At 39.2% G+C, this 14,990-nt stretch carries 14 protein-coding genes and 2 rRNA genes; 11 read left to right on the top strand and 5 right to left on the bottom strand.

Going from position 1 to position 14,990, the window contains the following annotated elements; all coding sequences use genetic code 11:
* Positions 1-25: 25 nt before the first annotated feature.
* The 10 genes from dapA to CVT08_RS04435 all read left to right on the top strand — a co-directional run bounded on the left by dapA (position 26) and on the right by CVT08_RS04435 (position 8,195).
* Complete coding sequence (dapA, locus tag CVT08_RS04480) at positions 26-895, top strand: 4-hydroxy-tetrahydrodipicolinate synthase (RefSeq protein ID WP_413784349.1); 870 nt, start codon at positions 26-28, stop codon at positions 893-895.
* Positions 895-1,683 carry an enoyl-ACP reductase gene (locus tag CVT08_RS04475; RefSeq protein WP_009293903.1) on the top strand — a complete coding sequence of 263 codons (789 nt, stop codon included), beginning with the start codon at positions 895-897 and terminating at the stop codon, positions 1,681-1,683. The genes dapA and CVT08_RS04475 overlap by 1 nt, the downstream gene beginning before the upstream one ends.
* 31 nt (positions 1,684-1,714) lie before the next feature.
* The gene (gene pgsA / locus CVT08_RS04470) at positions 1,715-2,260 is read left to right on the top strand and encodes a CDP-diacylglycerol--glycerol-3-phosphate 3-phosphatidyltransferase (RefSeq protein WP_009293904.1); all 546 of its coding nucleotides are present in this window, start codon (positions 1,715-1,717) and stop codon (positions 2,258-2,260) included.
* Positions 2,261-2,262: 2 nt separating this feature from the next.
* A complete protein-coding gene (locus CVT08_RS04465) occupies positions 2,263-3,159 on the top strand; it encodes a hypothetical protein (RefSeq protein ID WP_107856849.1) in 897 nt (298 codons plus the stop codon).
* A gap of 80 nt (positions 3,160-3,239) precedes the next feature.
* Positions 3,240-4,349, top strand: coding sequence for an RIP metalloprotease RseP (gene rseP / locus CVT08_RS04460; RefSeq protein WP_107856848.1), 1,110 nt, complete (start codon positions 3,240-3,242; stop codon positions 4,347-4,349).
* On the top strand, positions 4,346-4,984 hold the full coding sequence (locus CVT08_RS04455; protein WP_181000210.1) for a YggS family pyridoxal phosphate-dependent enzyme: 639 nt from the start codon (positions 4,346-4,348) through the stop codon (positions 4,982-4,984). Before rseP ends, CVT08_RS04455 begins: the two co-directional genes overlap by 4 nt.
* Positions 4,985-5,094: 110 nt before the next feature.
* Positions 5,095-5,637 (top strand): tetratricopeptide repeat protein, encoded by a 543-nt coding sequence (locus tag CVT08_RS04450; RefSeq protein ID WP_107856847.1) that lies wholly within the window; start codon positions 5,095-5,097, stop codon positions 5,635-5,637.
* Positions 5,638-5,740: 103 nt separating this feature from the next.
* Positions 5,741-6,841, top strand: a complete 1,101-nt coding sequence (locus CVT08_RS04445; RefSeq protein WP_230855957.1) for a Cj0814 family flagellar-dependent secreted protein — start codon at positions 5,741-5,743, stop codon at positions 6,839-6,841.
* A gap of 115 nt (positions 6,842-6,956) precedes the next feature.
* Complete coding sequence (locus tag CVT08_RS04440; protein WP_196381032.1) at positions 6,957-7,421, top strand: hypothetical protein; 465 nt, start codon at positions 6,957-6,959, stop codon at positions 7,419-7,421.
* Between the two features lie 72 nt (positions 7,422-7,493).
* On the top strand, positions 7,494-8,195 hold the full coding sequence (locus CVT08_RS04435; protein WP_107856846.1) for an NgoBV family restriction endonuclease: 702 nt from the start codon (positions 7,494-7,496) through the stop codon (positions 8,193-8,195).
* Here CVT08_RS04435 and dcm read toward each other — a convergent pair.
* Together dcm and CVT08_RS04425 are read right to left on the bottom strand one after the other, a co-directional pair.
* Positions 8,188-9,444, bottom strand: a complete 1,257-nt coding sequence (dcm, locus tag CVT08_RS04430) for a DNA (cytosine-5-)-methyltransferase (protein ID WP_107856845.1) — start codon at positions 9,442-9,444, stop codon at positions 8,188-8,190. The genes CVT08_RS04435 and dcm overlap by 8 nt on opposite strands.
* Complete coding sequence (locus CVT08_RS04425; protein WP_230855956.1) at positions 9,432-9,644, bottom strand: XRE family transcriptional regulator; 213 nt, start codon at positions 9,642-9,644, stop codon at positions 9,432-9,434. Before CVT08_RS04425 ends, dcm begins: the two co-directional genes overlap by 13 nt.
* 181 nt (positions 9,645-9,825) lie before the next feature.
* On the opposite strand from CVT08_RS04425, the gene CVT08_RS04420 reads away from it, so the two are divergent.
* A complete protein-coding gene (locus CVT08_RS04420; protein ID WP_107856843.1) occupies positions 9,826-10,836 on the top strand; it encodes an IS1595 family transposase in 1,011 nt (336 codons plus the stop codon).
* On the opposite strand, the gene CVT08_RS04415 is transcribed toward CVT08_RS04420, so the two are convergent.
* The 3 genes from CVT08_RS04415 to CVT08_RS04405 form a co-directional block, all read right to left on the bottom strand.
* Positions 10,833-11,249: a hypothetical protein gene (locus CVT08_RS04415; protein WP_107856842.1), complete on the bottom strand. Its 417-nt coding sequence runs from the start codon at positions 11,247-11,249 to the stop codon at positions 10,833-10,835. The genes CVT08_RS04420 and CVT08_RS04415 overlap by 4 nt on opposite strands.
* 515 nt (positions 11,250-11,764) lie before the next feature.
* Positions 11,765-11,883: ribosomal RNA gene (gene rrf, locus CVT08_RS04410) — 5S ribosomal RNA — on the bottom strand.
* A 133-nt stretch (positions 11,884-12,016) separates the two neighbouring features.
* Positions 12,017-14,921: ribosomal RNA gene (locus CVT08_RS04405) — 23S ribosomal RNA — on the bottom strand.
* Between the last annotated feature and the right edge of the window lie 69 nt (positions 14,922-14,990).

Raw genomic sequence — 14,990 nt, 5'->3', positions numbered from 1 at the left:
CGTGAAAAATTCGCTTCAAGGTGCGATGACAGCACTAGTTACGCCATTTAAAAACCAAAAAATAGACGAAGTCAGTTTTGAAAAACTGATAAAAAGACAGATAAAAAACGGCATAGACGTCGTTGTGCCAGTGGGAACAACTGGTGAGAGCGCAACTCTAACGCATGATGAGCATAGAATTTGCATCGAGATCGCAGTAGATGCATGTAAAGGCACAAATGTCAAGGTGCTCGCTGGTGCTGGCAGCAACGCCACTCACGAGGCCATAGGTATCGCTAAATTTGCTCAAGCTCACGGTGCTCACGGCATCCTATCAGTCGCTCCTTACTATAACAAACCGACGCAAGAAGGGCTTTACGAGCACTACAAGGCTATCGCAAACAGCATAGAAATTCCGGTGTTTCTTTACAACGTCCCAGGCAGAGTTGGCGTAGATATCTTGCCAGCAACCGTTTTTAGACTTTTTAAAGATTGTAAAAATATTTTTGGCATCAAAGAAGCAACAGGCAGCATCGATAGATGCGTCGATCTGCTAGCTCACGAGCCTGATTTAGTGGTCATTAGCGGCGAAGATGCGATAAACTACCCTATCCTATCATACGGCGGAAAGGGCGTCATCTCGGTCACTGCAAACCTCTTACCAGATCAAATTTCACAGCTTACTCACCTTGCGATGAATGAAGAGTACAAAAAAGCAAAACTGATAAATGACAACCTCTATACGATAAACAAAACACTCTTTTGCGAAAGCAACCCGATACCGATCAAAGCGGCGATGTATCTAGCAGGACTGATCAACACTTTGGAGTACCGCTTGCCACTTTGCAAACCGAGCAAAGAAAATTTCAAAAAGATCGAAGAAGTTATTAAAAATTACGAAATAAAGGGATTTTAATGAAGGACGCACTAAACGAATTTAAAGGTAAAACGCTAGTCATCAGCGGCGGCACTAGAGGCATCGGCAGAGCCATAGTCGAAGAATTTGCAAAAGCTGGCGTAAATATAGCATTTACCTACAACTCAAACGAGGAGCTTGCCAAAGAGCAGGCAAAAGAGCTTGAGACTACCTACAAGATAAAAGCTAGAGCCTACGCGCTAAATATCCTTGAGCCAGAGACTTATAAGGAGCTATTTTTAAAGATAGATGAGGACTTTGACAGGGTTGATTTTTTCATCTCAAACGCTATTATCTCAGGTCGCGCAGTGGCTGGTGGATACACTAAATTTATGAAGCTAAAACCAAGAGGTATAAATAATATCTTCACAGCAACCGTAAATGCCTTTGTCGTGGGCGCGCAAGAGGCTGCAAAACGCATGGAAAAAGTGGGTGGAGGCAGTATCATTAGCCTAAGCTCAACTGGAAATTTAGTCTATATCGAAAACTACGCAGGCCACGGCACAGCAAAAGCAGCCGTTGAAGCGATGGCAAGATACGCTGCGACCGAGCTTGGTGAGAAAAACATCCGCGTAAATGTCGTAAGCGGCGGCCCTATCGAGACAGACGCGCTAAGAGCCTTTACCAACTACGAAGAGGTGCGCGATATGACGGCAAAGCTTAGCCCGCTAAACCGCATGGGACAGCCTGCTGATCTAGCTGGAGCATGTCTATTTTTATGCTCGTCTAAGGCTAGCTGGGTGACTGGACATACATTTATAATAGATGGTGGCACGACTTTTAAATGAGAGTGAAATTTCTAAGCATAAAGGCATATTTGTGAGCTTAAATTTACCAAATTCACTGGCATTTTTTAGGATATTGCTAGCTCCGCTTATGTTTTTTATGCTCGTAAATGCGCCAGGGATTTTTACGCAAATTCATATAAGCTGGATAAACTACTTCGCAGCCCTCATCTTTGTGATCGCCTCGGTGACTGACTTTTTTGACGGCTACATCGCTAGAAGCTGGGATCAAAAGACTAAACTTGGCGCGATCCTTGACCCACTAGCCGATAAGATGCTGATTTTGGCTGCATTTTTAGGCCTTATGATGCTTGGTAGAGCGAGTGCTTGGGCTGTTTATCTTATCTTGATAAGAGAGTTTTTTATAACTGGCTTTCGTGTCGTGATGGCAAGTGACGGCGTCGAAGTCGCAGCTTCGATGGCTGGCAAGGTCAAAACCGTTTCGCAGATGTTTGCGGTTGGATTTTTACTGATGAGCTGGCCTGGTGGCGAGCTTTTGCTATGGATCGCTGTTGCGCTCACTCTTTATTCTGGGTTTGAATACATCTTTGCCTATGTAAAGGCGATGAAAAAGAGTTAAATTTGAGCTACGAACTAAAAGAGATCATTCTAAAACGCGTTGCAAATTTAGAGCTGGCACTGCAAAAACAAGCGAAAAAACTAAATCAAAAGATCATTAATACAAATTTTTATCACGATGCTAAAAATTTAGAAAAGATCGGCGGTGTGATCGGTCCCGAGCTAAATGAATTTTTATTAAGCTGCGCTTTAGAATACAACAAAACCCATGCAGATAAATTTGATACGTTTGATAACGACGTAGAGACTTTGCGTGGCATTTGGAGCGCGATGAGCTTTTCAAAAAGCCCTGAAATTTTAGACTATCTAAGCACGCAGGTCACTCGCTCGGTATCGCACCGCTCGTTTGCGCACAGATATATCTTTGAAATTTTACGCTTGCAAGAGAGAGCCGGCCGTTCACATCCGCTACTTGCCAAGCTTTATGACTATTATGATGGTTTGCAGGCAAAACTGCCTATATATGAGCTTTTGCGCCGTATAGGCGTGAGCCCTGCTGATCCTTATGATTTTGACATCTCGCTAAATGCTGTAAATTTTGGCTACTGGTTTAGTAATCAAGGCTTAAGCGATGATGAGCTAGCCGGTAAATTTCACTTAGAAATTCGCCTTTTTGCGCCATTTGTGTATGATCACACATTTGAGATAGAGCTTAGAAACGACGCTGTGCCAAGGGCTAGAATAAATTTTAACGATGATGGCATGAGCTTTTTACAAGAGCTGCCAAAAGATATTTTGCCCTGCCCTGATATTTTAAATTTAAAGCCATTTGTTGATCAAGCAAAGTCACGTTTTAATGTGAAATTTGACCTAGACGATAAAGATAAAACTTATTTTAGTCTCAGCAAAGGGCTAAATAGAGCCAAAACACTCTCTTGGCTAAGAGAAATTTTCGCCTAGCTAGATGGCAAGCCAAATTTGAGAGTAAATTTATAAACTTTGGCTAAAATCTCATCAATTTTTTCAAAAAAAGGTAAGTTTTGAAAGGCATTCTCTTCACGCTAGCCCTGCTTTGCCTTGGGCTTTATGCGTATTCGTTTTATTTTTTAGTGACCGTTTTAGCCATTAGTTTTCTCATATTTTTCCATGAGCTTGGCCACTTTTTAGCAGCAAGAATGCTCGGCGTCAAAGTAAATACCTTTAGCATCGGCTTTGGCGAGAAAATTTACACCAAAAATGTTGGCGGCACCGACTACTGCCTAAGCGCTATCCCGCTTGGCGGATACGTGCAGCTAAAAGGGCAAGACGACACCGACCCAAAGGCCAAAAACTACGACGCTGATAGCTACAACGTACTAAGTCCCATAAAGCGCATCTACATCCTCTTTGCAGGACCATTTTTTAACTTTATCTTGGCATTTTTCATATACATTTTGCTTGGATTTATCGGTGTTGAAAGACTTGCGCCAAGTGTCGGACACATAGCTGAAGGCTCGGCAGCTGCAAGCGCTGGCATAGCAATAAACGATAAAATTTTAGAGATAAATGGCGTAAAAATAAACGAGTGGGACGAGATCAGCAAAAATGTAAAGCTTGAACCTAGCGCCATTTTGATAGATCGCAACGGCTCGCAAATGACTATAAATTTAACACCAAAGATAGGTGAAACGATAAATTTATTTAATGAAAAGATGCAGCGCCCACTTATCGGCATCCAGCCTAATGGCGAAGTGGTGAAAATTTATCACACAGGTTTAGAGAGCTTAAAATTTGCCTTTGGTGAGACAGTTGAGGCTTCAAAGCTCATCTTTAAAAGCTTTGAAAAGCTAGTCGTTGGAGCTGTGCCACTAAAAGAGGTTGGCGGTATCGTGCAGATCGCCGATGTCACATCAAAGGCCGCTAAGATCAGCCTTAGTGTGCTTTTAACAATCGTAGCGCTCATCTCTGTAAATTTGGGCGTGCTAAACCTCTTTCCTATCCCAGCGCTTGATGGCGGGCACATTTTATTTAACATTTATGAACTAATTTTCAGACGCGAGATAAATGAGCGAGTGCTTGTTACGCTTACCTACTGCGGCTGGGCACTACTGCTTGGCATCATGGTGCTCGCGACATTCAATGACATTATGAGATTAAGCGGAGGTTTATGATGATAGTTTTAAAAGATCTACTTGAAAAGATAGAAAATTTAAGCAAAGATGTGACGCTGATAGCCGTTAGCAAAAATGTGACATGCACTGAAGTGAGGGAGCTTTACGCACAAGGGCAGAGAAATTTTGGCGAAAATAGAGTCCAGGAGCTAGCCAAAAAAGAGCTAGAGTTGCAAAATTTCACTGACATCAAATGGCATATGATAGGCCGCCTGCAAAATAACAAAATCAATCAAATGATAAGCCTAAAACCAGTGCTTTGGCAAAGCTGCGATAGCTTCGAAAGAGCCCTAGAGGTCGATAAAAGGCTTAGCTACAAGCTAGACACCCTACTTCAGATAAACTCGGCCGACGAAGATACAAAGCAAGGTGTCAGCGTCGCAAATGCGGCTGAAATTTATGAGCGCATCCAAAGCGAGTGCAAAAATATAAATTTAAAAGGCGTGATGAGCATCGGAGCGCATGTGGATGAGCCAAAAGAGGTGCAAAAGAGCTTCGAGCTAACATATAAAATTTACGAGAGCCTAAAGCCAAAAGGCGCAACTATCTGCTCGATGGGTATGAGTAGCGACTTCGAACTAGCGATAAAATGTGGCTCAAATATGATCCGCCTTGGGACGATGCTATATCTATAAATTTGTCCCTCTTGGGGCAAATTTACCTTTCTGCTCCTTTTTAAATTTTAATCTAAGTTATATGATTTTATAATGCAGTTAAATAAATTTTTAACGATAAAGGAGTAAATGTGTTTAAAAATTTAATTCTAATGGCTGTTGCAATCTTGTTCATCTCAGGTTGTGGTAGAGCTGAAAAGATAGCTAGGATCGAGCAAAAATGCGCAAATAATGAAGCTATTTGGTGTTTAAAGCTTGGCAAAACATATGCTAGAAGAGACATCAACAAAGGTGTCATGTACTATCAAAAAGCTTGTGATCTAGGCGATAAAAGGGGTTGCTACAGACTTGCAGTTTTACTAAACTCAAAATCAATTAACTCAAAAAAAGATAATGAAACGATCGTAAAATCACTAACCAAATCATGCGATCTTGGCACGCCAAAAGCTTGCTTTGAACTTGGCGAATACTACGAAGATGACCCAAAAATGCAAGGCAAAGCAAATGAGCTATTTGCAAAATCATGTGAGCAAAGATTTGGTCTTGCTTGTTATAAACTAGCTGACTTTTACGGCGAAAAAAACGATGCAGCCACTCAAAAAAGTTACCTAGAGCTAGCGTGCAAATACCGCTATAAAGTAGCTTGCGAAGAAGTAGGTGACGATAAAAAATAAATAACATTTTTTGTGGGGATATATCTCCCCACATTTTCTTAAACTCAAATTTTACTGGAACACCTTTTGCTTTAAACTATAAAAGAAGCTAGGAGATCAAGCCATGAATGATATTAGCATCTTAGGCACAAATGTAAATTCATATACTAAGCAACAGCATAAACAAGGCAGGTCTGCAAATTTTAGTGATATTTTGAAGCAAAATGCCAAAGAAAAGATTAGCAAGCCAAACCAAGAGCCAGCTAAATTTACTTATACTACTTCTTCACAAAATAGTCTCAGCTCTTTAAATTTTAATGACCTTCAAGCTTATGGCTACACAGTAGATAAAGCTGGCTTTATGGGAGCTGATTTTAACAAAGCAGCAGGTTTGCCAAAGGACTTTAAAATCCATAAAAGCACGCTTGATGAACTTAATAGATTTGCCGAGCGCAACCATGTGCTAAATCGCATCAAGAGCAAGGACGAGCAGATAAAGATCTTTGATAATATTGATATGGCTGACACCATAAAGCACTACTACAGACTATTTGACCAAATGACCTCTGCCTTAGGTGATGATAAAAAGAGCTACACCCTTGCAGATATAGGCAAACTACCAAAAGGCTACAGCACAAAAGGCACTAGCTACGATGCCAAAGGACACCTACTAAAAGATCTATCAAACTCTACTATCTCAAACATCTACTCTAGCACTGATGAGCTAAATAGCGCTAAGTCTATAAGTAAAGAGCTATCAAGCGCAGGCATTAGGCTCATAGTAAAAGAGGTTGATTTTACGATGAGCGAATCAGGTGATGAGTTTAGCTTTAACCCTGATATCTCTTTTTATAAGTCAGATGAAGGCTACAGTAAAGAGGCTCTTTTTATGGGATTTTTGCGCAGCTCTAGACCGCTACCAAGTGATAGTGCAAAGACTAAGCTAAGTAGCGCTGCCTTAAATGATATCTCAAGCACTGGAGAGCATAAAGAGTACTTTGTGGATTTTGAAAAAGTGGGTAAAGATAGTGAGAGCATAAAAGCGCTCATAAAAGAAAGACTTAAAGAGCTAACGCTTTTGATATATGCAAGATCAAAGAACATTAACGCAGAAAGTGTTACCTCACACGAATATGAGAAATTTAAGCCAACTAGCGAGGATATAAATTCTCTAGCAAATTCTTGGAGTGGGAGGATAAGCGCTATCAGCAATACTTTTGTGTAGAGATAGGCTATATATAAACTAAATTGTTGAAAGGTCGATTTAAATCAAAGAAAAACCTTACTCAAACAAATTTTGAAAATCGTTGAGTAGTTTAAAATTTACTAAGGATAGTAAAATGCAAATTTCTAGCTCACCATATCCTTATCTGTCTAGAGAACACATAGCTAGTGAGATGGGGTTTAAATTTAACGATATTAACGAGATACTTAGTAACGACATGGGATATGGTATGAGCTTTCCTAAATACGCAAGGCTTGATAGAAAAGCTCAAGCTGCGGCTTACGATAGACACATATATCCACTATCTGGCTTTACAAAAGGCGATGAAGCAAAAGTCACTATCATAGGAAAGCTTAGAGGCTATGATCCTGATTTTACAAGCGAGCAGCTATCAGATCTTAAAAATTTCATAAATGAAAGCAAGGGTTTGTTTGTAGAGTATATACAAGGTCAGCAAGCAAAACCAGACAATGATAAGCCAAAAATTTTAAGAGATACCGCCTATACTGTAAATGAATTTTTAAATGAATATCGCGGTAACCGCCAGCTGCTATTTATGCAAAACTCCGGTATTATGTAGCATTTGCACAAGTTTTTAATAAAAACTAAATAATGTTAAGATATACTTTTAAAACGAAAATGGATTAAACAAATGTCTAAACGATATATCACCGCTAGTTCTTTATTTAATGAATTAAAAAATATAAACTGGAAAGGAAGTAAAGGTTCTATATATTTTTCAATAGTAAATACAACTGTAAAAATAACCCATACTGATATTATTGGTAATGTATTGCAAGATTGGGTAAAAAACTATTTTATAACCAATAATATATATTATCGAGAACCTTTAAATTCGCAAGAATTTCCAGATTTCTTTTTATCAAATTCCGAAGATGTCAATTTATTGGAAGTTAAATCGTTTAATTACAATAGAAATCCGGCTTTTGATATCGCGAATTTTTCTTCATATTGTGAAGCGATTGCGTTTGAACCTCATAAGCTTTTTGCGGACTATTTAATCTTTGGATATGATTTTGATGACAATTTTGATATTGAAATTAAAGATATCTGGTTAAAAAAAATTTGGGAAATAGCTGGAACTACTTCAAATGGAAAGTATCCTCCTCTAAAAACACAAGTAAAACGAAATATGATTTATAATATAAGACCAAATTCTGATTTTAAGCACAATAGTCAAGGACCGTTTCAAGATATTGCAAGTTTTTTAACAGCAATTTATTGCACTTTATGTAATTACCATCAAATATCACAACAAAACCCTCAGTTATGGAAAAGCAACATTATAAATAATTTGATAACAAAATATGGAAATGACTTTTGTTTTAAATAACAGATAATATGTTTTTAGCTATTTTTTCTATAACGTTTACACAAATCGTATTTCCTAATAAGTCATAAGCCTCTTTTTCTTTAATTTTTTGTAAAGGATAGTTATCGGGATACCCAAATAGCCTTAATCCTTCCGTTAAACTAATTTTTCTGATACCGCCTTTATCTATGACACCTATCTTATCTAAGTCAGTTGCTACTAATGTCGGCGTTGTATCGCATGGGTTTAGAAACATAGAAAAACTATAAGACAATTTGCCGGCAACAATATTATATCCTTTTGGTTTTTGAGTATCGAATACTCTTGCGTTTCCTTCCTTTTTCTTGGGGTGTTCTAGTTTTAAATATCCCTTTTTGCATAAATCATTAAGATTATCTGTTAAATTTTTGCTAGAATGGAATGTGGCTATTTGTTTAGCCGTTAAAGGCATTCCGTCCATCCAATCAATACCTATTGTTTCAGCCCAACTCTTCTTTCTTCTTTCTGTAACGATTTTATTTAATATTTCTTTTTGTTCTTTTGAAACTTCCCCCTTTAATGCTATATCCCAAGAGTGTATATTATTTTTGCCACCCCTTTTATCTTTTAGTGCTTTTCCGTAAAGCTCTTGTGGTTTATAATATTTTAATATCTTTTTGGTTAAATCGTTATTTATCGTTGACAAATTATTTTCTTGAATATCTTTAAAATATATAGGCTTTTCTTTTTTAAAATTCAAGCATATTTTTTTATTTATTGCCCCAACGATATAAATTCTTCTTCTTGATTGCGCCGTAGAGAAATGTTTTGAGTTGAGTATTCTATAATCTACGTTATAACCTAGTTGCCCTAATATATTTAGAATCACATCTAAAGTTTTACCATTGTCGTGTGATACTAAGCCTTCTACATTTTCTAAAATAAAGGCGCTTGGGCGTTTATCTTTTAATATGCGAGCAATTTCAAAAAATAGAGTTCCCCTAGCATCCTCAAAACCTCTGCGTTTGCCTGCATCAGAAAAAGCCTGACAAGGAAAACCTCCCAATAATATATCAAAATCCGGAATATCTGCGCTATTTACTTTGGTAATATCCACAACATCGTTGTTCTCTTTGAAGAAGCTATTATATGTAGTCAGTGCATAACTCTTTATTTCGGAAGTAAACACGCATTTTGCGTTAATGCCTAATTTATTTGCTGCTTGTTCCAAACCAAGCCTTGTGCCTCCCATACCAGCAAATAAATCTATAAATTTTATCAATCTACCCATTCTCTTACTACCTTAACAATTTCGTCGTCATCCAACTCATTAAGTAAATTTAGCAAAGCTTTCATAGCAAGCGGTTGATTTTTGCCGCGAGAATACTCTACGTATGTTCTATGTTGAACGCCTATACGCTTCGCCATTTCGGCTTGCGATATAGTTTTTATCTCTTTTGCCTCAATGAGCTTGTGAATTCTGTTTATCAAATCGTTTAGTTCCATAATTTAATTATAGCTAGTTTATTCTTAAAAAAATCTTGACTATTAGCTATAAATATCTTATTAAGATATATTTATAATAATTTAGGATATAAATATATCTATATTTAAGGTAAATCTAATACATTTTTATGTATAATAAGGCTATAAAAACATAAAGGATTATCAAATGTCCCAACACTTCCTCCTCTCATCTAAAGCTAGAACGATATCAGTCAGAAAGATAGCTTCAATGAGCGAGAATGAGTGTTACGAGTATTTTAAGTCGATTCGTTGGAGTAGCAACAAGGGCAATCCCGTTTGTCCTACTTGCGGAAGCGCATCGTCTCACTACTTTATAGAAAGTAGATTGCAATATCGCTGCAAGGATTGCTTTCATACCTTTAGCGTTACTAGCGGAACGATATTTCATTCTCATAAGCTTGATTTTAAAGTTATCCTTCTTGCTATCGTTATATTCTCAAACGCTACCAAAGGTATTTCAGCCTTACAGCTTAGTAGAGACCTAGACGTTCAATATAAAACGGCTTGGGTCTTATCTCATAAAATCAGAGAAAGTCTTATGACTAGCGATAACGGAAATAAATTTAGCGGAGTAGTCGAAATGGACGGAGTATACGTCGGAAACTATATAAAACTCGCTAATAATATAAACGATAGAATAGATAGGCGTAAGGCTTTTAAGCCGAATAAGAGAGTTATTATATCGCTTCGAGAAAGAAATTTGCTTGGAAGCGGAGCTAGTAAAACCAAGACATTTATCCTAAAAAGTGAAAATAACATAGATATAAACGCTATCGCTAAATCGCATATTGCGCCAAATAGCGAAATTCATACCGATGAAAATTCGGCTTACGACGATTTGCTAACTCATTACGATTTAAAAAGGGTAAATCACCAAATAGAGTATTCAGGACTAAACGGAGAAAATAATAACCAAAGCGAAAGTTTTAACGCTAGATTTAGACGTTTGCAATACGGTCAATGCCATAAGCTAGGAACGCTTTATCTTTCAAACTATGCTAACGAGATAGCCTATAGAGAAGATACGAGAAGACTAGATAATAAAGCTATAATGGACGATATTTTATCAAGATGCCTAGCCGATAACTCAATATCTAATGAATTTTGCGGTTACTGGCAAGGCAATCATAGAGTAGCCGAAAGGCTTGGAGCTTAGGAAGCTATCTTATAAAATTTTACTCCGTTGTCGGTAAATAACGAGACAGTTCCTCTTTTTATGAGCTTTGAAATTAAAGAGGATATGTTTTGCCTATACTTGGCTATAAGAGTGTCATCTACTTCCTCATCTTTAAAAACATACTCGGCTATTTCATTTACAGTGCTAGGCTTTATCTTTAAACACTCTATAATCCTACGATTTAATTCTCCGTGAGGAAAATACGAAGCATTACTAATTCTTTTAGCTCGAATGAACGTAGTTTTATAACTAGGGTCAAATATAGTAATAGCCCTATCTATTGTTTCAAGCTCGGATTTTAGCTTTGAGATTATATCTTGATAATATTTGATATTTCCTTGAAGCTCGGAGTGCTTAGATACTAGAGCGGATATTACGTGAGATTCGGTCATATAAAATCCTTTATAGTATGCTATAATAGACTGAATTTTAGCGGATTTTAGAATGAAAGTCTTGTGCGGATACTACATAATACCGCAGTTTTTACCATAACCTATTAAACCTATTTTCTCACAGATCGAGGACTTTATATCTTCGCATATTGTCCCATGATTTACAACCTTCCATTAAAAAACCTACTTCATAAACAATAAATTTATTTCAAACCATTAAAAATATTGCCGACTAACTAACTATAAAAAAGCATTATACAAGCCATTTTTTACATCACATCAAACCGCAATCTAACAAATAAGCAGCCCCTAACACCAATAAGAGAATAAAAATTTAAAAAGATAAACACCTCAATAACATAAGAACGAACATAAAAATCTTACTACGCCTAATCAATAAAAACCAATTAAAAACAAATAAGAAAGTAAAAAACCAATAATTTTATACTTAAGCGGAAAGTAACACTAATAAAAACTAGGATTAAAAATATAAGAACTAAGCAGACAAACAACAAAGCCCGCAACGACCTACTTTTCCAACATCCCAGTAAGGGAGAGTATCATCAGCCAGGACGAGCTTAGCTTCTTGGTTCGAGATGGAGCAAGGCGTTTCCTCGTCTGTATAGTCACGGGCAGTGTTAAATAAAAGATATATTATATAAATCTCTTATTTAACACTACTAAATAAAGTTAAAAGTCATAAACAAAGTTTTATAAAAACATATCTTATTAAGTTTTTACCCTTAACAAGGAAGTGATGCTTATTAAAAGATAAGCAGACGAGCTATTAGTACTGGTCAGCTAAAGGACTTTCATCCATTACACACCCAGCCTATCAAACACATAGTCTATATGAGCTCTTAAAAGAAGATTCATCTTGGAGTTGGCTTCCTGCTTAGATGCTTTCAGCAGTTATCACATCCCAACATAGCTACCGAGCGGTGCCCTTGGCAGGACAACTCGTACACCAGTGGTTGGTTCGACCCGGTCCTCTCGTACTAGGGTCAACTCTCCTCAATCTTCTTACGCCCACGGCAGATAGGGACCGAACTGTCTCACGACGTTCTGAACCCAGCTCGCGTACCGCTTTAAATGGCGAACAGCCATACCCTTGGGACCTGCTCCAGCCCCAGGATGCGATGAGCCGACATCGAGGTGCCAAACCTCCCCGTCGATGTGAGCTCTTGGGGGAGATCAGCCTGTTATCCCCGGGGTACCTTTTATCCTTTGAGCGATGGCCCTTCCACACAGAACCACCGGATCACTAAGACCGACTTTCGTCTCTGCTTGACGTGTATGTCTCGCAGTTAAGCTGGCTTATGCCTTTATACTCTACGAACGATTTCCAACCGTTCTGAGCCAACCTTTGTAAGCCTCCGTTACATTTTGGGAGGCGACCGCCCCAGTCAAACTACCCACCAGACATTGTCCTACTTGAGGATAACTCAAGCTAGTTAGCTATCAGAATAAAAAAGAGCGGTATCTCAACAATGGCTCACCATAAACTGGCGTCTATGGATCAAAGCCTCCCGCCTATCCTGCACATTTTTATCCCAATAGCAGTGTCAAGCTGTAGTAAAGGTCCACGGGGTCTTTCCGTCTTGCCGCGGGTAGGAGGAATTTTCACCTCCACTACAATTTCACTGGATCCCTCTTCGAGACAGCTCCCATCTCGTTACGCCATTCATGCAGGTCGATATTTAATCGACAAGGAATTTCGCTACCTTAGGACCGTTATAGTTACGGCCGCCGTTTACTCGGGCTTCGATCAAACGCTTCGCAGAGCTAACGTCATCAATTAACCTTCGAGCACCGGGCAGGCGTCACACCCTATACATCCTCTTACGAGTTAGCAGAGTGCTGTGTTTTTGGTAAACAGTCGGGAGGGACTCTTTGTTGTAACCTTCAATGCTTACGGAGTAAATCCTTCACAAAGTTAGGCACACCTTATACCGAAGATACGGTGCTATTTTGCAGAGTTCCTTGAAGAGAGTTCTTCCACGCGCCTTAGAATACTCATCCCACCCACCTGTGTCGGTTTACGGTACGGGCAACTATAACTAAACTTAGAAACTTTTCTTGGCTCGACAGTATCAAGGATTTACGATTCATTCCGAAGAACTTCACGCACCTGTAAGGCCTCGGCTTAAAGGAGTTCGGATTTGCCTGAACTCCAACCTGCACCTTTCGACCAGCACTACCATCCGCTGGCTCCTCTAACTCTAAGCGTCCTTCCATCGCACATTATAGTTGGCATTGGAATATTAACCAATTTTCCATCGCATACCCCTTTCGGACTTTGCTTAGGACCCGGCTAACCCTACGATGACGAGCATCGCGTAGGAAACCTTGGGTTTACGGCGTTGGGGATTCTCACCCCAATTATCGCTACTCATGCCTGCATGCTCACTTGTATTCGCTCCAGCACTCCTTACCGGTATACCTTCAACGCAAATACAACGCTCTCCTACCACTTAGTAAAACTAAGTCTAAAGCTTCGGTACTCATTTTAGCCCCGTTATATTTTCCGCGCAGAATCACTAGACCAGTGAGCTATTACGCTTTCTTTAAAGGATGGCTGCTTCTAAGCCAACCTCCTGGTTGTTTAAGTAACTCCACATCGTTTTCCACTTAAATGAGATTTAGGGACCTTAGCTGTTAGTCTGGGTTGTTCCCCTCTCGACGACGGATTTTATCACTCGCCGCCTGACTGCCATGATTACACACTAGGTATTCGGAGTTTGATAGGGTTTGGTACATTGGTGTATGCCCTAGCCCATTCAGTGCTCTACCCCCTAGTGTTACTACATGACGCTATACCTAAATATATTTCGGAGAGAACCAGCTATCACGATGTTTGATTGGCCTTTCACCCCTATCCACAAGTCATCCCATAGCTTTTCAACGCTAGCGGGTTCGGTCCTCCGCCGGTTCTTACACCGGTTTCAACCTGCTCATGGATAGATCACATCGTTTCGGGTCTGCAACGTCTGACTAAACGCCCTATTAAGACTCGCTTTCGCTACGGCTCCGGGTTTCCTTAACCTCGCCAGACATCACAACTCGCAGGCTCATTATGCAAAAGGCAGTCCATCACCCTGATAAATCATAGGGCTCTGAATGATTGTAAGCAAATGGTTTCAGGTTCTATTTCACTCTGATCACCTCAGTTCTTTTCACCTTTCCCTCACGGTACTTGTGCACTATCGGTCTAGTAGTAGTATTTAGGGTTGGATAGTGGTCTACCCAGCTTCAGACAGAATATCACGTGTTCCGCCCTACTCAGGATACTGCTAAGTAAAACAAAGCTTTCATATACGGGGGTATCACCCTCTGTGCCTAACCTTTCCAGGTCGTTCTATTAGCTAAGTTTAGTCTATATTGCAGTCCTACAACCCCACTAGTAAACTAGTGGTTTGCCCTCTTACGCGTTCGCTCGCCGCTACTAGCGTAATCTCTTTTGATTTCTTTTCCTGAGGGTACTAAGATGTTTCAATTCCCCTCGTTCGCTCCGTTATACGGTAACTAATATCTCTATTAGTTGGGTTGCCCCATTCAGAAATTCCCGGATCAAAGCCCCTTGACGGCTCCCCGAGACTTATCGCAGCCTGGCACGTCTTTCATCGCCTCTACTAGCCAAGGCATCCACCACTTGCTCTTTGTAGCTTACCTTTTCTATATTAGATTATTCTAATTCGCATCACTTCCTTGTTAAAGATAACTTTATGTTACTACATTTAA

It is taken from the genome of Campylobacter concisus, from assembly GCF_003048835.2.
GTDB classification, from domain to species: domain Bacteria; phylum Campylobacterota; class Campylobacteria; order Campylobacterales; family Campylobacteraceae; genus Campylobacter_A; species Campylobacter_A concisus_D.
The sequence above is the reverse complement of the archived record's forward strand: the minus strand, read 5'-3'. Positions and strand labels throughout refer to the sequence as shown.